The sequence below is a fragment of the bacterium genome, from assembly GCA_041648665.1.
Lineage (GTDB): Bacteria > UBA10199 > UBA10199 > 2-02-FULL-44-16 > JAAZCA01 > JAFGMW01.
The window spans coordinates 1-17,993 of the sequence record JBAZOP010000031.1; the positions used below are offsets into that span (position 1 = coordinate 1).

The following is a 17,993-nucleotide window of genomic DNA, read 5'->3' on the forward strand; positions in this document are numbered from 1 at the left end:
GCTCGACTTCGGCGAATCATATCGCGATCACAGGCCCGTGATCGCCAAGATCGGCGAGGCGCTGCCGATCACGTTGGCGCTCAACATCATCACCATACTGGTGATCTATCTCATCTCCGTGCCGATCGGCGTGTACTCGGCGCTGAGACCGAGGGGCCTGCTCGACAGGGCGTCGACCGTCTTCTTCATGGCGCTCTATTCGCTCCCCAGCTTCTGGGTTGCGATGATGCTCATAGTCCTGCTCGCGGGCGGAGACTATCTCAACATATTCCCGCTGACCGGGATAATTTCACAGGGCGCGGATGCTCTGCCGTGGTACGGATGGGTCGCCAACGTCTCGTGGCACATGGTCCTTCCCGTCGTCTGCCTCACGTACGGCGGCTTTGCGTTCGTGTCGCGCTTCACCAGGGCCTCCATGCTGGAGGTCATAAGACAGGATTATATAAGGACCGCGCGCGCCAAGGGGTTGCCGGAATGGAAGGTGGCTATAAAGCACGCGCTGAGAAACGCGCTGATACCGCTGCTGACGCTCATGGGCACGCTGCTCCCGGCGCTGCTCGGCGGGAGCGTGATAGTGGAGCAGATATTCTCCATCCCCGGCATGGGGAGGCTGGGGTTCGAGTCCGTTCTCGCGCGCGACTATCCCGTGATCATGGCGATCGCGACGATATCGGCGTTTCTCACGCTGGTGAGCATACTCCTCTCGGACATCATGTACGCGGTGGTGGATCCGAGGATATCGTTCGGGAAGAGATAGCCGAAGGCTGAAGAGATATGATCGCTTCGCAGAGATATTCGATGCTGGTGTGGCGCCAGTTCGCAAAGAGCCGGCTCGCGGTCGTATGCCTCTGCTTCATCGTCCTGCTTGCGCTGGTCGCCGTATTTGCGCCCGTCATCGCCAACGACCGGCCCATCATTCTCCGGCATGAGGGCAGGTGGTCCATGCCGGCCGTCAAGCTGCCGCCGGATCTGGTGGGTGTGGACTGGGACGCGATGGAGGCAGTCCCCTCGGAAGGCACCTGGATGCTGCGCGCTCCGGTCAGGTACAGGCCGGGCTCGTACGACCTGGACGCGGTGCTCTCGCCCCCTTCCGCAAAACACCTGCTCGGGACCGACGGCGACGGCCGCGACGTGGCGGCCCAGCTCGTGTGGGGCTCGCGCGCCTCCCTATCGGTCGGCCTTGTGGCGGTCGGCATCGCGGTGGCCATAGGGCTCGTGCTGGGGCTCATGGCCGGGTTCTACGGAGGGGCGATCGACATCGTCATCTCCAGGCTCATAGAGGTGATGATCTGCTTCCCCACGTTCTTCCTCATCCTCACCGTGCTCGCCTTCGTGGGGCCTTCCATCTATAACATCATGCTGGTGATAGGGATCACCGGATGGACCGGCGTGGCGAGGCTGGTGCGCGGCGAATGCTTAAAACTCCGCAGGCGCGAATTCGTGGTCGCGGCGGAGGTCTCCGGGGCGCGCAACTGGAGGATCATGTGGAGGCACATGCTTCCGAACGCGCTGGCGCCGGTGCTCGTCTCGGCAACCTTCGGCGTGGCCGGCGCGATACTGGTCGAGGCCTCGCTGTCGTTCCTGGGCTTCGGCGTGCCTCCCTCCGAACCCAGCTGGGGCAGCATGCTCTCGCAGGCGCAGCAGTTCATGGACATAGCCTGGTGGTTGACTTTGATACCCGGCTTTGCGATTTTCGCGACCATCACGGCCTACAATCTCGTAGGCGAGGCCTTGCGGGATGCGATCGATCCCAACCTGAGGACGTAGATGACCCTTCTCTCGGTAAAAGATCTCAAGACCCACTTCTTCACGGACGCCGGCGTGGTCCGCGCGGTCGACGGGGTGAGCTTTGATCTGGAGCGCGGCGCTGCGCTGGGCCTCGTCGGGGAGAGCGGGTGTGGAAAGAGCATGATGTCGCTCTCGCTCATGAGGCTCGTGCCCGATCCGCCGGGCAGGATCGTCTCGGGCGGAGTCATGTTCCAGCTGACGCAGAGCGGCGGGCCGATCGACCTGCTCAAACTCAGCGAAAAACAGATGAGGACGGTCCGAGGCAAGAGACTCGCGATGATCTTCCAGGAGCCGATGACCTCGCTGAATCCGGTCTACACGATAGGTGACCAGATCGCGGAGGCGGTCTCGCTCCACGACGGCGGTTCGCGCGTGAGCGTGAAAAGCCGCGTGATCGAGATGCTCTCGCTGGTCGGCATGCCGACGCCCGAGCGGCGCATGAAGGACTACCCGCACCAGCTCTCGGGGGGCATGCGTCAGCGCGTCATGATCGCCATGGCGCTCTCCTGCAGGCCCGACATCCTTATCGCGGACGAGCCGACCACCGCGCTCGACGTCACCATCCAGGCGCAGATACTGGACCTCATCAAGAGGCTCCAGTCCGAGCTCGGCATGGCGCTCATCCTCGTGACGCACGACCTCGGCGTGGTCGCGGAGACGGCGAAGAGGGTCATCGTGATGTATGCGGGCCGCTTCGTGGAAGAGGGGACGGTGGAACAGATATTCAGCGAACCGATGCATCCCTACACGCAGGGGCTGCTCCGTGCGATCCCGCCGCTGGCCCGCAAGCGCCTGGGCGAGAGGTTCTCCACCATTCCCGGGAGCGTGCCGAACCTGGCCGGGTTGCCTCGGGGTTGCGCCTTCGCAGACCGCTGCCCCAAGGTGCAGGAGCGCTGCCGCAGGGAAGAGGTGCCGGCCGATCCGTGCAAGGTGGGAAGGCTGGCGAGGTGTTTTTACGCGGGGAGATGACGAGCAGAGTTTATGAGCGAAAACCTGGTAGAGATAAAGGGGCTGCACAAGCGCTTCCCGATCCACGGAGGCATTCTCGGGAGAGAGGTGGCCGCTGTGCACGCGGTGCGGGGCGTCTCGCTCGCCATAGCCAAGGGCGAGACCCTGGGGCTCGTGGGCGAGAGCGGCTGCGGCAAGTCCACGCTGGGGCACCTCATGCTCCGCCTCATCGAGCCGGACGATGGGACCATCTCGTTCGAGGGCAAGGACATCACTCACGCCTCGCAGTCAAAGCTCAGGGCCATGCGCAGGAGGATGCAGATCGTCTTCCAGGACCCGTATGCGTCGCTCAACCCGCGCATGACCGTGGGCGACATAGTGGGAGAGCCGCTCCTGGTGCACAAGGCCGCGGGGGCGGCGGGGCGCAGGGACAGGGTCATGGAGCTCTTCAGCCTCGTGGGCCTCGGTCCGGAGTCGTACGGCAAATATCCGCACGAGTTCTCGGGCGGCCAGCGCCAGCGCATAGGCATCGCCAGGGCGATCGCGCTCACGCCCAGCTTCATCATCGCCGACGAGCCGGTCTCCGCGCTCGATCTGTCCATACGCGGCGAGATACTGAATCTGCTCTCGGACCTGCGCGATAAATTCTCTCTCACCTATCTTTTCATAGCGCACGACCTCAAGGTGGTGGAGAACATCAGCCATCGCGTCGCGGTCATGTATCTCGGCAGGATAATGGAGATATTCCCTGCGGACCGCCTCGCTGAGGCGCGCCATCCGTACACTCAGGCCCTGGTCTCTGCGGTGCCGGTGCCGGACCCGCGCGTGAAGAGGGCAAGGGCGGTGCCGAAGGGGGACGTCCCGTCGCAGATCGCCCCGCCGTCCGGCTGCCCGTTTCATCCGCGCTGCCCGTACGCCGAGGCGCAGTGCAGCCGTGAGGAACCCGCACTCGTGGAGTATCAGCCTGGATTTTCCGCTTCCTGCCTGCTCATAGACAGGATGGAGTCCCGCAGGATCGGAGTTTCCGCCCCGGCATTCGCCGGAGGCTCATCGTAACACGGCACAGGAGGAGGCATCCATGAGAAGGATCATCATTTCGGCGGCAGCCGCAGCAGCGATAGCTTTCATGGCGACCGGCGCGCTGGCGAAGAAGACCCAGGTCTTTCGCGCGGCCGGGGGCACGAACGTGGCGCCGGTCGGTCTCTCGATCGACGCGAGCTACGACCAGCGCTTCGACGGCTTCATCCCGGGGTACAAGGTCATCAATGTGGCGATGATCAACCAGTCGTTCAACATCATCTACCTCGACCCTGAGAAGGACCGCTGGAGCGTGAAGTTCGCCGGGAAGTCGAAGCCCGTGATCGCGACACACGATCTCAGGCGCTCTGACCCGAAGGCGTGGTCGGAGCTTCCTGAGAAGACCAAGAACCTGCTCGCATATCCGCTCTTCCTCCCTGTGGGCGCAAGGCAGGTGATCGACGTCTTTGTGCCCGATACGGTCGATGTGGCGGCCTTCAACGAGGTGAGCATCTATCTCAAGTCGCTCGACGCCAGGATCGAGATACTTGCCAGACAGTGATGGGGATCACGATAGTCCAGAGAAGCGACCTGGCCAGGGCCAGGACCCGCGCGAGCAGGGCGCTCATCCTCGCGGGCGGCGCCATCACCGGAGGTTCGTTCATGGCAGGGGGCCTCAAGGCCTTGAACGACTACCTCGTGGGCTCGGGAGTCAACGATTTCGACATATTCGTTGGGATAAGCTCCGGCAGCATACTCGCGGCGCCGCTGGCCGGAGGGATCTCGCCCGAGTCGATGCTCAAAAGCCTGGACGGCACCTCCCGCCACTTCTCCCAGCTCACGGCATGGCATTGCTACAGGCCCAACATCTCGGAGATCGTATCCAGGCCGATCAGCTTCTTCCTCGGCGCGGCCATGTGGCTGCCCGGCGGCATAGTCCGCCTGGCGCAGCGCCACGGCGAGTGGAGGAAGGGGATGCTGGGTTCGATCTGGCAATTCGTGCTCGAGCCTTCAAAACAAAATTACGACGACCTCATGGGGCCGCTGCTCAAGGTGCTGGCTGAGGGCGATCTGCCGTCGCTCTTCGCATTGCTGCCCTCCGGGCTCTTCGACAACAGCCCGATAGAGGCCTACATCCGCGAGAACATAGAGAAGAACGGGCTGACCAACGATTTCGACGAGACGCTCAAATACACGGGCAAGAGGCTCTACATATCGGCGGTGCGGCTCGACGGCGCGCGCAGGGTCGTCTTCGGCCCGGGCGAGGAGACGGGGCTCACCATCTCCGAGGCGATCCAGGCATCGACCGCGCTGCCCGGGTTCTACAAACCTGCGCGCATAGGCGGGGTCGACTACGTGGACGGCGGCGTGCAGGAGACCGCGAACATCGACACCGCGGTGGACAGGGGGGCGAAGCTCATCGTCTGCTACAACCCGTTTCGCCCCTACGACCCGGAGCAGTTCGTGGAGGGAATGAGCCGTCGCCGCAGGAGCGGGAAGAGGCTTGCGACCGACGGCATCGCCACCGTGCTCAACCAGATACTCAGGGCCTTCTTCCACGCCAGGCTCGCGGTTGCGCTCAAACGCTTCCGCGACGATCCTTCCTTCGACGGCGACATAATACTCATCGAGCCCAGGGCGAACGACGAGGCGTTCTTCTCGCTCAACCCGCTGCTCCTCAGGAACCGGATCGCGGCTGCCAGGTTGGGTTTCATCTCTGCGCGGAGCTCCATAGAGGAGCGCTTCGACGAGATATCCGGTATCATGGCCGCATACGGGGTCGAGATGAACAGGGAGGGAGTGAACAAGAAGTACGAGAAGATTGCACAGCCCGGGGCCAGCGAGCGCGAGATACAGAGGCTGCTCGAGGGGCGCGAGAAGAGGGCCAAGGCCAGGGTTGAGGCCAGGGCCAAGGCCAAGAAGAAGAAGAGGGCGTCGAGATGAGGAAGCAGCTCGATATATTCTCCGGCGACGAACCCGCGGAGGCCGGCGGCAGGAAGGGATCCAAAGCGCCCAGGAAGAAGCGCGTCGGGCCCAGCCGCGGCCGAGAGGTGAAGAAGGCGCCGATGATCGTGGATTCGTACACGCCGGAGTCTCCGGTCCCCGGTCGCAATGAGCTTCCCCATATTCACACCATCTCCGAGATCACCGAGCGGATTAAAAACCACCTCGAGGCTGAGTTCGTTGACGTGTGGGTGACCGGCGAGGTCACGGACTTCCGGGGCCGCAAGGGCCCGCACATGTATTTCGCCCTCAAGGACGAGAAGAGCCGGATCAGCGCGATAATCTTCGGCGCAAACGGCAGGCTCCCGTTCGAGCTCGTCGACGGGCAGAAGCTCATCTGTCGCGGCAGGCTCAACGTCTACGAGCCCAAGGGCGCCTATTCGCTGATAGTGGACCCGGCGCATTGCGAGCCCGAGGGGATCGGTGCGCTCAAGCTCGCATTCGAACAGCTCAAGAAGAAGCTCGCCGCGGAGGGGCTCTTCGATCCTGCGCGCAAGAGGCCGATACCGTATCTCCCTCGCAGGATCGGCATCGTCACCGCGCCACAGGGCGCTGCGATCCGCGACCTCATCCACGTGCTCACGCGCCGCTTCCCGAACATCGAGATACTGCTGCACCCGGCGCGAGTGCAGGGCGAGGGGGCGGGCGCCGAGATAGCCGCTGCGATTGAGGCGATGAACCTGATCCCTGACATCGACGTCCTGATCGTCGGCCGCGGCGGCGGATCCATGGAGGACCTCTGGTGTTTCAACGAGGAGGTCGTGGCGCGCGCCATCGCGGCATCTAAGATTCCGGTCATCTCAGCGGTGGGCCACGAGATCGACTTCACTATCGCTGACTTCGTCGCCGACCTCCGAGCTGCGACACCCTCTGCGGCCGCTGAGCTCGCGGTGCCTGTGCGCGACGACCTTGCGCGCGCGATCGGCGAGACCAGGGGAAGGCTCGCACAGGGGCTCCGGCGCCTGGTCGAGAGAAAATATCTGGAGCTGAAGCGGATCGAGGGGAGGATGGCGGATCCAACCCGCCGATTCCCGGATCTGATCCAGCGCGTGGACGGGCTGAGGCAGAGGATGATCTACTCGCTCAACGTGAAGGCAAAGAGCCTTGAGCAGAATCTTTCCAAACTTTCATCCAATCTCGAACATCTGTCCCCGCTCGGAGTCCTCGCCAAGGGTTACGCCGTGATCGAGGGCCCGGACGGCCTGGCGGTGCGCGATTCCTCAAAACTCAATCTCGGCGATTCCCTCGGCCTCCGCTTCCACAAAGGCTCCGCCTCCGCCAAGGTCACCAAAATTCAATAGGAACCAGTCCGCGTCCGCAGTTCAAAAGGGGACAGTCCGCGTCCGCAGTTCAAGAGGGGACAGTCCGCGGCCGCAGTTCAAAAGGGGACAGTCCGCGGCAGACTGAGGATACTTGTGATACATTAGCGGCCTGTCCCCGGTTAGACCTTTGATGTTATTCTGAACGATAGCGAAGAATCCCGTTGAGACAGCGATTTCGGTCCTTTCCTCCGTCGACTGGCGCGCTCGCCTCGCTACTCGTCGCGAAAAGATCGCTGGTTTCCTGACATCATATTAATACTGTCGGCACGAGTTCGGTGTCCTCCCCTGTCGGCCCCGAACTCGTGAAACCAATCGATCTTTTCGCTTTCTCATACGCTCGTTCTCGCATCCCGAGCACTCGACTCCACGAGTGCTCGGGATGAGCGCCTTTAGGTCTCCTCCGGAAAAGCCCGAAATCGCTGGGCTGCCTAGCTTTGCGCCAAGCTCTTTATATTATTGACGGAGGGTTGGGATGGGGTAGGGTATTCAGGAAATTTTCAGCGAGGCCTATAATCGCAGCGGCGTGCCGTGCAAGGTGTGTGGGGGATAGTGGAGCATACGGACGTGATAAAAAGGGGGAATTTTATGAAGAAAGTTAAGATTCTTGATGAGGCTGGCAAGGGAAAGCTGGAGGGGATTCTCAATGACGAATTGGAGCGCTTATCTAAGGACGGAAAGAATGTTGTTGATATAAAAATGAGTGCTTTTTATTCGACTGATTCAGATGAGTATGAGCGTGAAATATATGCGGCCATGATTATTTATGAGGAATAAGGGTCTAATCGATGTTTGCAATATGAATTCTGGGGCCAGCTCAATATGTCCGTGAAATTAACTTTTGTGTAACTGGGAGTGTGTTATGAAGAAAAAAATTAAACATCTTAGTACATCGTTACCTCCGGTTAAATTATATGCAGATGATATTGATTTCATTGTGAGTAATATAAAAACAGTATGTTCAGAGCTCAAATTTTCAGATTCATGTAATGAATACGATTCATTTGACGATTTGAAACTCAATAATGGTTCAAAAATAAAAGAAATTAGCATTTGTGGGCGAGATAAAGATTGCTATGCATATATAGCAGTAGAGGTGGAAAAATATGGAATTTATCTTTATTCAAATCGTGACACGCCCACATTTGCTGGTGTGTGGTTTGCGCTGAAGGATTATTTGAAACGCAAATCCGGTTGGTATTCAAGATTTCTGAATATTTGGTTCTGGGCATTTTTCTCTTGGGTCTTGTTAATTATTTTACTTACTTCATCAAAAGCATCACTGAAAGTGACATACCTAGCTTATATTGTTTTAAGTGTTTCGTTTTTCTTTCTTGTTATGTCTGCATTAATAAAGTGGAAGGGCTCAACCGTTTATCTTGAAAAAAAATATAAAATCCTTGGGTTTTGGGAAAAAAATAGAGACCAGGTTATTAGTTTAGTGTCCGTGGGAATTATTGTTGCGTTGATCGAATCCCTGCTAAGATTTTTGCCCAAGGTTTTATCCGGAGAATAAAGAAACAAGGGAATGTTTCCCGGTGGGTAGGATGTGTGGCTTCGGGTGGCGTCGTTATGCAGGGTTTCTGGACCCTTCCCGAAAGTCGCCTTAAGGCGCGTTTACGAGACGAACGTATGAGGAGATCAAAAGGCCGATTGGCGTCGCAGCTTGAAGGCTGACGCGAGGAAGACATTCAAGCTGCATGACGCTAACGGCCTTTTGACGACGAGTAGCGAGCGACGTGCGCCAGCGACCGAGGGAAGGGGCCGGAAACCCTGCTACAGGACCCGAAGCCAATTAACTATGACCTCCGCTGACTTCATCACTCTCCTCTCTCTCACCCCCCATCCCGAGGGCGGGATTAGAGGGGGTCCGTACCGAACCTGCTTCCGTACGGCTCGTTAAATGACAGGTTCAAATCGCCCACTGTTTTTGCGACTGCACAAATTCTGGTCACCCCTGCAGCGATTCGCAGCACCCTCTCCACAACAGATTGAATATCGAACTTGCAAATATAACCGATAATCAAAGCCTTCCGCTCCCTCGCTGTTGGGGGCCGCCCTGGCATGAGTTTTGCTAAAGCTCATACATATGATTCGCGATCGATCCAGAGGTGTGCTGCCTGGCGACTATCCCGCTCTCCTTGTCGAAATAAAGTCTCGCATCCGCAAGGCCCAGTACGAGGCCCTCAAAGTGGTCAACAAGTCGTTGATCGGCCTTTACTGGGATATCGGGAGGCTCATAGTCGAACGGCAGAAGAGCGAGTCCTGGGGCAGGTCGGTGGTAGAAAAACTTGCCCAGGACATCAGGAAGGATATTGGCGGCATGCAGGGTTTCTCTGCGCGCAACATCTGGTATATGCGCAACTTTTATACCCTTTATTCTTCAAGGCCAAAACTGCAACCGCTGGTTGCAGAAATAGGATGGACGCGTAACCTCATCATCATGGGGAAATGCAAGACGGATTCGGAGCGGGAGTTCTATATCCGCATGGCTGCGAGATTTGGCTGGACAAAAAATGTCCTGGCGCTGCAGATCGAAAACCGGACGTATGAGAAGGTCCTGGCGAACCAGACAAACTTCGATCAGGTCCTTCCTGAAGAAATAAAGACTCAGGCGAGGCTCGCGGTTAAAGATGAGTATTCCTTTGATTTTCTTGAACTTGGAAATGAGCACACTGAGCGAGAGATGGAACACGCGATCCTCGCCAAGGTAGAAAATTTCTTAAGGGAGATGGGCGGTCGCTTCGCTTTTCTTGGCAGCCAGTATCGTCTTCAGGTCAGCGATCAGGAATATTTCATCGATCTTTTACTCTACCATCGCGGGCTCAGATGTCTTGTTGCAGTTGAGCTCAAAGTAGGTCCGTTCAAGCCTGAGCATGTCGGCAAGATGCAGTTTTATCTTGCTGCCCTCGATGACCTGGTTCGATTGAGGGGAGAGCGGCCTTCGATTGGCATGATAATATGCCGCAGCAAGGATCGGGCTGTGGTTGAATACGCCCTGCGCGAGAGCAAGAAGCCAATCGGAATAGCGACCTATCGGCTCGTGCGGAAGCTGCCCAAAGAGTACATGGGCGAACTTCCCGCTCCCTCGCAAATTGAAAGCCTGCTTCTTTCGCCCGAAAGTTAAAGAACACCCCAAATTGCATATGAATCTGGCAGGGAGGCTTTTATCATGAGCGATCAAAAGGCATTGGTCATCGAGGATGGAATCGAGAGGCGGATTTATCTCATCAGGGGCCGCAGGGTAATGCTGAGTTCCGATCTTGCGGAACTGTATGGCGTGGAACCTAAAGTTCTGGTCCAAGCGGTTAATCGCAATATCGAAAGATTCCCCTCTGATTTTATGTTTCGATTAGAAAACAGTGAGTTACGGAGTTTGAAGTCACAAATTGTGACTTCAAACGGTGTAACTAGTAGTAAAATAAGGGATGTTCCTAAACTACTGGATAACATTAGTAAAAGCGGCTCAATGAAGGGGCGAGGAGGCGGGAGGCATTATCCCTATGCCTTCACCGAGCAAGGGGTTGCGATGCTGTCGAGCGTACTCCGCCGCGATCAAGTCGCTTCTCATGCCCGACGCAAGACCGCGCAAGAGAGCGGGCTTTCTGCTCACGCCTTCAAAATAAGGGATAGTCGGTGACCGACCTGAAGCTGCTTTCGCAGCGGTCGGTAGTTTCGACCGACCGAAAGCAGCTTCAGCAGCGGTTCGCCAGTGAACTCAGATCACATTAAAGGCCACAAAGGCCGCGCTTCGGCCAAGGTCACCAAGGTGAACTGATTAAAATTAATTAATAATATCATCACGTTATCGTGGTGCATGCGCATTTCCCGCTTTTGTTTTGACATCGGGCCTGGAGGCATATACTGCGTCAAAAAATATAGCTAATAGCTATATGACGCTGCGCTGCAGCGCCCGATCGGAAAAGAGGAGATCGCTTTAGGCCATGAAGAACAAGACCCGCTACGCCGTGATGGGCATGCTCTCCTTCGAGCCGATGTCGGGCTACGACATCAAGAAGGACATAGAGGAAAACCTCTCGCTGTTCTGGAACGAGAGCTACGGTCAGATATACTCGGTCCTGCGACAACTCGAGCAGGACAAACTGGTGAGCAAAAGACGAACCGTCCAGGCCGGCCGGCCGGACAAACAGATCTATACGTTGACCGAAAAGGGGCGTCGGGAGCTCAAGGCTTACCTCGACGGGCCGGCCGAAAAACTGGTGGTCCGCGACGAGATAATTCTCAAGTTCGCATTCAGTTTCAACATGGTCCCGGAACGCACGATCAAAATCCTTGAGGAGGAGATCGACCGACTCAATTGGGCCTTGGGCCATATCCGTGAGAAGCTAAAGAACTTTGTCGAGTTGCAGGCCAATAATGACAAGGCGGTGCAGCTTGAACTCCTCGTGGGTCTGGGCTTTGATTATTATAAGATGAGGCTGCGCTGGTGCCGGAAGGCGCTCGAGGCGACCAGGAACAAGATGCGGACGACCTGCGCCTCAGGAGGCAAAGGGCGATGAATGCGGTTTCGACAATCAGGAGATCGGTGCTCGCGCTGTCCGTCGGCTTCTCTTTGCTCTTCGCCCAAGGGGCCTTTGCTCAGGGTGTCTCCAAATCCCCGGCCTTGCGCCTGGGGGTTTCAGAGGCGATCGACATGGCGATAAAGGCGAGCGAGACCGTGCAGCAGCGCGAGAACGACGTGACTTCGAGTTACTACAAGCGCAAGGAGGCGGTCTCGCAATGGCTGCCACAGGTCAACGCGGATGCAGGCTACAACTACTATCCGAGCGTCCAGACGACCAGCGTGGCCATTGTCCCCGGCAGCCCGGCCGTCTCCGTCGCCCTGAAGAAGGACTTCGACCTCAGCACCACGGTGAGCCTGCAACAGATGTTTTACGATTTCGGGAAGGTCCACCATGCGATAAACGCCGCCAGCCACGGCCAGCGGGCCAACGAATGGGGTCGGGAAGCGGCGCGGAGGGACATGGCCTACATGACCGTGATGGCCTACATGAAGGTGCTTCTTGCGCAGAAAGTCGTCTCGATAGCCAAGGGCTCCTACGACAACGCCGTGCGGACGCGCAGCATATTGGACGAGAAATATGAGTTCGGGAGGATCCCGCGCGGCGACGGCATCAAGTCCCAGGCGGACATCGCGGCGCGCCTGCCGGTCCTCAAAGAGGCCGAGTCCGACCTGGATCTTGCGATGAGAAATCTCAAGAGGCTGACCGACATCCCGGAGGAGCAGGGCGTATCGCTCACCGATTCCCTGGTGTCGAAATTCCCGAGGTACGACGCGGACAAATCGCTCGATCAGATGTTCGATGTCGAGCCGCATCTCAAACTCATCGAAGAGACGATAACCCTCAATACCGAGACCGCGAAGGCCGAGAAGGCGCAGTACTACCCCACGCTGGGCATGTACGCCAGCTACAGTCTGTTTGCGCAGTCGGATGATCCTTACCTTGGGCACGACGAGTTTCAAAACATAGGCAATGTCGGCCTGAACTTGAGCATACCGATCTGGAACGGCAACAGGACCTGGTCGAGGTACAAACAGGCGTTGATGCAGAAGGAGAACTCGAAGCTGGAGCTTGAGAAGGCCAACCGCGACCTGATCCTGGAGCTCAGGAACGCCATATCGGAGTACGATTCGCTGCTGGACACTTACCCGGCCAGCGTCGAGGCGGTCCGCCTGGCCAAGGAGTCTTTTGACGCGCAGGGCGACAGCTTCAGGGCCGGGTCTCTGACCCTGACGGAGCTCAACGACGCGGAGCTTCAGCTCACGAACAACCGCTTGAGGGAGGCGCTCGTCCTGTTCAACATAAACCAATCGATAGCGCGCATCGAGCGCCTGATATCCGGCGAAGGGGAGAAGTCATGGGAAACCCGCTATCTGGCGGAATGAAGAGGGCGCAGAGGATCGAGTGGCTGGTGATAGTCGGCTCGATAGCCGTGCTGCTCGTCGTCATGGCGTGGCGATTCATCTGGTACTTCGACATGCAGCGGAGGCCGATCGTCAGCCTCTATAACGAATGGGGCAGGAACGGATTCCCGGTCGATGTGTGCGAGGTCTCAAAACAGCCATATCCCATATGGAACAGGACCACAGCGACACCTTTGGGCGACGGAGAATTGCAGTCGTTCGTCACAAAGAACCTCCAGGAGAGGCTGAGGGTCGGCCAGCGGGCCTTCGTGGATCAGGGCGACGCATCCCTGCCGGCCACGGTCTCGTCGGTCAGCGCGGCGCGTGACATGGAGAACGGCCTCTATGAAGTCAGGCTGAGGCCTGACGAGCGCGGCGCGCCGACAGGATCGCCGTACTACAACGTGCGGATCAACACGAATACGATACCGGAGGCCGTAGCCCTGCCCATAGAGGTGGTGCGCGATGGAGGCGATGGAAGCTTCGTATGGATCGTCGAGAGCGACGCGGCGCGCATCAGGCGCATCGACAAGGTCTTCTCGGACGGCGTCCACACCCTGGTCAAGAACAACCTGAACCCCGGCGATCTCCTCGTGGTCGTGGGCTTCAATCGCCTCGACGAGGGGGCGCGCGTGGATATCCAGAAAAGGTCCGGATGTTTCTCGTTGGGAGAGGGCGATGATTGAATACTTCGTAAAGCGGCCCGTCACCACTGTGGTGCTGGTGCTGTTCTTCGTGATCCTGGGCGCAGTATCCTACGGCGATCTCAACGTGGAGCTCACGCCGAAGATCGAATTCCCGATCGTCACCATAACGGTGGCGTATCCCGGCGCAACTCCCCTCGAGATCGAGACACAGGTCATAAACGACATCGAGGAAGCGGTGGCGGAGCTGTCGGAGATAAAGAACATAAAGAGCTTCGCTTACGAAAACCTGGGGCGCCTCATAGTGGAGTTCAACCTGGGGACCGACGCCGACGTCAAGGCCATGGAGGCCAAGGATAAGGTCGAGGCCATATTGAACGATCTGCCGAAAAACATAGAAAAACCCCTCATCGAGAAGTTCGATCCGCTGGCGGTCCCCGTCATGGACCTGATCCTGATGAGCGACACCGTGGATTCCAGGGAACTCTACGACTACGCCGATAAGACGCTGAAGCTCAAACTTTCCGCGGCAAAGGGCGTTGCCACGGTGAACATATACGGCGGCAAGGAGCGGCAGATCAACGTCATCATCGACCCCGTGTTGGCGAGGGCGCGATTCATAGGCATCAACGACGTGATCGACGCCATAGCCATGAGGAACCTGAATCTGCCGGGAGGCGTCATCGAGAAGACGGAAGACGCCATGACCGTGAGGTTCGTCGGCGAATTCGCGACCCTCGACGAGATGCGCAACATGGAACTCGTATCGTTCGAAGACCGCGTTCTCAAGCTGGGCGACATCGCCAGGATCGAAGACGGCCACAAGGATGTGAAGAGCATAGCGCGCTACAACCGCAAGGATGCGGTCGGCCTCTCGATAATAAAGTCGAACGACGGCAACACGGTCGAGATAGCGCAGGAGGTTGAGGAGATGCTGCCCGGGCTCAGGAAGGCCCTGCCCGAGGGCATGGACCTCGTGATCGCCACCGACAACGCGTCGTACATAGTGAGGGAGAACGACGACGCCCTGCTCAACATCGTGGAAGGCATCCTGCTGACTGTGATAATATTGTACCTCTTCACCGGCAACGGAAGGACCACCATCGTGGCCGCGCTGGTCATCCCCGCATCCGTCATATCCTCATTCTTCCTCATGGTTCACTCCGACTTCACGATAAACATGCTTACCCTCAGCGCCATGTCCATGGCGCTGGGCACGCTCATCGCAAATGCGATCGTCGTCATAGAGAGCATCCTGGAGCATCTCGACAAGGGCAAGGAACCGCAGGAGGCGGCCATCGACGGCACGAAGGAGGTGGCTGACGCCGTCATCGCGTCGGTCGGCACGAACCTCGTGGTGTTCACCCCTATCGCCTTCATCGGCGGCATTGCCGGCCCATTCCTCAAACAATTCGGCATGACGGTGATCTACGCGACGATATTCTCCCTGATCGCGTCTTTCTCTCTTACCCCCATGCTCTGCGGAAAAATCCTGAAGGGCAAGGAACCCGGTTTTGGCAACAAGCCGGCGGATAAGAGGAGGCTTGTCGCAATCGCGCACCGATTCATGGATTATCTGCTGTTGCGCTACCGGGTCATATACGACGCGGTATTTAGACACCCGGTCCTGACGGTGGCGGCGACAGCGCTGCTCCTCATCGGATCCCTGACCCTGATCCCCTTTCTCGGCTCGGAATTCATGCCCCAGTCCGACCAGGACAAGATAAACGTCAGGATCAACACGCCGCAGGGCTCCACCATCGAACGGACGCTCGATGTGGCCCGAAAGGTGGAGGATCTCTTCGGGTCTCTCCCCGAGGTCGTAGGGATACTCACAAATATCGGTGAGGACGGCGAGGAGAACGCGACGATAACCGTCGATCTGCTCCCCTCCGGCAAGCGCGACCGCAGCGACATGGACATCATAAACGAAACCCTGCCGGCCATATCGAAGATCGCCGGGGCGGACATAGATCTGGAGCGTGCCGGAATCATCGCGAGGGGCAACGAGGGCGACGTCACCCTGGACCTCCACGGCGCGGATTACGACCGGATGATCGAGCTCTCCTCCCTGGCGATCAAGAAGATGTCCGAGAGCGGCTATTTCCGTTCCATCAAGTCCAGCTACAAGCCCCCCAAGAAGGAGATCCGTTTTATCCCCGACGAAGAGACGATGATGACACAGGGTATCCGTTACGCCGATCTGGCGCGTGCGATGCGCGCCTCCATCTTCGGCGACGACAGCAACGTCTTCAAGGAGAAGGGGGAGGAGTACGAGATCAACGTCGAACTGGACGAGTACTACAAGAAGACGTTCGACGACATCAGCCAGATAAACATCATAACGAGGAAAGGTCTGCTGCCCATAACATCCCTGGGCAAAGTCGCCGTGGAGAAGTCACAGCCGGCCATATGGCACAGGGACAAGGAGCGTATTATCCAGGTGGCCGGGTATCTCTCCAAGGGCACGGCCGGGGAAGTCTCGGTGATCCTGGATAAGCTGTTCGCCGAGATACCGTTCTCCGAGGGAGAAGGCTACCGGTGGGTCGGAGATTCGGAGTACCAGGAGGAGTCCAACCAGGAGCTGGGCAAGGCCTTCATACTCGCCGTCATCCTGACCTTCATGGTGCTTGCGGGGCTTATGAACTCCGGCCTGCATCCCATAACCATAGGCTCTTCAATGGTCACCTCGTTCATCGGCGTATTCGTGCTCATGTTCCTGACGAGGATGTCGATGAACATGACATCCATGCTCGCGATGGTCATGCTGGTGGGGCTGGTCGTCAACAACTCCATCCTCCTGATAGAGGCCGTCCTGAAAGAGGAAAAACAGCACCTGTCGATAAAGGACGCATTGTGGATGGGCACGGAGGAGAAGTTCAGGGCCATCCTGATGACTTCGCTGGCGATCATATTCGGCGTGGTGCCCATGCTCACCTCCACCGCGGAACACAAGGTGGCTATGGCCGTGGTCCTGACCGGCGGAATGCTGGCGTCCATCGTCTTCACCTTCATCCTGACGCCGGTGATCTTCTGGTATATGGAGAACCTGAAGAAACGCATTTCACGACGCCTATAGCTCCATCAGAGGTCTGCCGCTAGGCTCTAGCTATTATAGTGTTGTGGCCCCCTCGCAAGAGGGGTATGGATGGGGTCTGTGGATCGTATCGAAAGGGGGACAAAATGAATAATATGAATAATGTGAAGGGAGCGTTCCTGATCGCGGTTCTCGCAACGATGGCCCTTGTAGCCGTTGCCTGCAGCCGTCCGATCTCAAGGGAGGTTGTGATAAGGGGACCTCAGCCTCCGGCCTTGCCGCCGAGCGCGGCTGCGGGCTGTCCGGCTTCGGCGCCGCAGATTCCAATCATCGGCCAGATCGCCCCGTCGTTCACGGCGGAGACTACACAAGGGACGATAAATTTTCCTGAGGATTACAAGGGCAAGTGGACCATCCTCTTCAGCCACCCCGCTGACTTCACCCCGGTTTGCACGACCGAGTTCATGACATTCGCATCCATGGAACCCGAGTTCGAGAAACTCAACACCAAGCTTGTAGGCCTTTCCATCGACAGCGTCTACAGCCACATCGCATGGCTGCGCACGATAAAGGAGAAAGCAAAATACAAGGGCATGTCGGGCGTGGAGGTGAATTTTCCGCTGATCGCCGACATCAAGATGGACGTGGCAAAGAAATACGGGATGCTGCAGCCCACGGCAAGCGACACCAAGGCGGTGCGCGCGGTTTTCTTCATCGACCCGGAATCCAAGATCCGTGCGATGATCTACTATCCGCTCTCCAACGGCCGCAACTTCCAGGAGATCAAGAGGCTTCTTGTGGCCATGCAGACCGCTGACAGGGAAAAGGTGGCTACGCCGGCCGACTGGCAGCCGGGCGACGACGTGATCGTGCCTCCGCCGGGTAGCTGCGGACAGGCCAAGGAGCGCGTGGACGGCGCGGCGCAAGCCGGCATGAACTGTGAGGACTGGTTCCTCTGCTTCAAGAAACTCCCGTAAATCGTTTCCTTGACCCGGCAGCTCAATCCTAATAAGAAGCCTAATTCATTGACTGGGCGGCACTTTCTGGGCTATGTGTCGCATAATTTTCCAGGGGGTTGGGATGGCTGAAAAACGCAAATTCGAGCAGGCCATGTCCGAGCTCGAATCGGTGGTGAAAAACCTCGAGTCCGGCGACATGACGCTCGATCAATCGCTGGCCGCGTTTGAGAAGGGGGTCTCGCTCGCGCGCGAGTGCGAGGAGAAGCTCACCGAGGCCAAGGGCAAGATCGAACAGCTTATAAAGGATTCCGAGGGCAGGGCCAAGATCGCACCGCTGGAAGTGAAATAGAT

At 58.0% G+C, this 17,993-nt stretch carries 16 protein-coding genes and 1 pseudogene; all 17 read left to right on the top strand.

From position 1 onward, the window contains the following. The coding region (locus WC683_10870; GenBank protein ID MFA4973110.1) for an ABC transporter permease at window positions 1-757 on the top strand (757 nt) is incomplete at its 5' end. Between the two features lie 17 nt (window positions 758-774). Beyond that, window positions 775-1,767 (top strand): ABC transporter permease, encoded by a 993-nt coding sequence (locus WC683_10875; protein MFA4973111.1) that lies wholly within the window; start codon window positions 775-777, stop codon window positions 1,765-1,767. After that, complete coding sequence (locus WC683_10880; GenBank protein MFA4973112.1) at window positions 1,768-2,757, top strand: ABC transporter ATP-binding protein; 990 nt, start codon at window positions 1,768-1,770, stop codon at window positions 2,755-2,757. A gap of 12 nt (window positions 2,758-2,769) precedes the next feature. Continuing rightward, on the top strand, window positions 2,770-3,792 hold the full coding sequence (locus WC683_10885) for an ABC transporter ATP-binding protein (protein MFA4973113.1): 1,023 nt from the start codon (window positions 2,770-2,772) through the stop codon (window positions 3,790-3,792). Between the two features lie 22 nt (window positions 3,793-3,814). Further along, a complete protein-coding gene (locus tag WC683_10890) occupies window positions 3,815-4,315 on the top strand; it encodes a hypothetical protein (protein MFA4973114.1) in 501 nt (166 codons plus the stop codon). Continuing rightward, window positions 4,315-5,697, top strand: coding sequence for a patatin-like phospholipase family protein (locus WC683_10895; GenBank protein MFA4973115.1), 1,383 nt, complete (start codon window positions 4,315-4,317; stop codon window positions 5,695-5,697). Before WC683_10890 ends, WC683_10895 begins: the two co-directional genes overlap by 1 nt. Before the next feature lie 122 nt (window positions 5,698-5,819). Beyond that, window positions 5,820-7,058, top strand: coding sequence for an exodeoxyribonuclease VII large subunit (xseA, locus tag WC683_10900; GenBank protein MFA4973116.1), 1,239 nt, complete (start codon window positions 5,820-5,822; stop codon window positions 7,056-7,058). A 606-nt stretch (window positions 7,059-7,664) separates the two neighbouring features. After that, window positions 7,665-7,853, top strand: coding sequence for a sporulation protein Cse60 (locus tag WC683_10905; protein ID MFA4973117.1), 189 nt, complete (start codon window positions 7,665-7,667; stop codon window positions 7,851-7,853). 85 nt (window positions 7,854-7,938) lie between these two features. Further along, window positions 7,939-8,592, top strand: a complete 654-nt coding sequence (locus tag WC683_10910; protein MFA4973118.1) for a hypothetical protein — start codon at window positions 7,939-7,941, stop codon at window positions 8,590-8,592. A gap of 573 nt (window positions 8,593-9,165) precedes the next feature. Beyond that, window positions 9,166-10,203: a PDDEXK nuclease domain-containing protein gene (locus WC683_10915; GenBank protein MFA4973119.1), complete on the top strand. Its 1,038-nt coding sequence runs from the start codon at window positions 9,166-9,168 to the stop codon at window positions 10,201-10,203. 45 nt (window positions 10,204-10,248) lie between these two features. Continuing rightward, window positions 10,249-10,626: pseudogene (locus WC683_10920) on the top strand (ORF6N domain-containing protein). Between the two features lie 394 nt (window positions 10,627-11,020). After that, a complete protein-coding gene (locus tag WC683_10925) occupies window positions 11,021-11,596 on the top strand; it encodes a PadR family transcriptional regulator (protein MFA4973120.1) in 576 nt (191 codons plus the stop codon). After that, window positions 11,593-12,984 carry a TolC family protein gene (locus WC683_10930; protein ID MFA4973121.1) on the top strand — a complete coding sequence of 464 codons (1,392 nt, stop codon included), beginning with the start codon at window positions 11,593-11,595 and terminating at the stop codon, window positions 12,982-12,984. Before WC683_10925 ends, WC683_10930 begins: the two co-directional genes overlap by 4 nt. Then, window positions 12,957-13,688, top strand: a complete 732-nt coding sequence (locus WC683_10935; protein MFA4973122.1) for an efflux RND transporter periplasmic adaptor subunit — start codon at window positions 12,957-12,959, stop codon at window positions 13,686-13,688. Before WC683_10930 ends, WC683_10935 begins: the two co-directional genes overlap by 28 nt. Further along, window positions 13,681-16,725, top strand: a complete 3,045-nt coding sequence (locus WC683_10940) for an efflux RND transporter permease subunit (protein ID MFA4973123.1) — start codon at window positions 13,681-13,683, stop codon at window positions 16,723-16,725. The genes WC683_10935 and WC683_10940 overlap by 8 nt, the downstream gene beginning before the upstream one ends. 104 nt (window positions 16,726-16,829) lie before the next feature. Then, window positions 16,830-17,660, top strand: coding sequence for a peroxiredoxin (locus tag WC683_10945; protein ID MFA4973124.1), 831 nt, complete (start codon window positions 16,830-16,832; stop codon window positions 17,658-17,660). A gap of 103 nt (window positions 17,661-17,763) precedes the next feature. Continuing rightward, on the top strand, window positions 17,764-17,991 hold the full coding sequence (gene xseB / locus WC683_10950) for an exodeoxyribonuclease VII small subunit (GenBank protein ID MFA4973125.1): 228 nt from the start codon (window positions 17,764-17,766) through the stop codon (window positions 17,989-17,991). The last annotated feature ends 2 nt before the right edge of the window (window positions 17,992-17,993 follow it).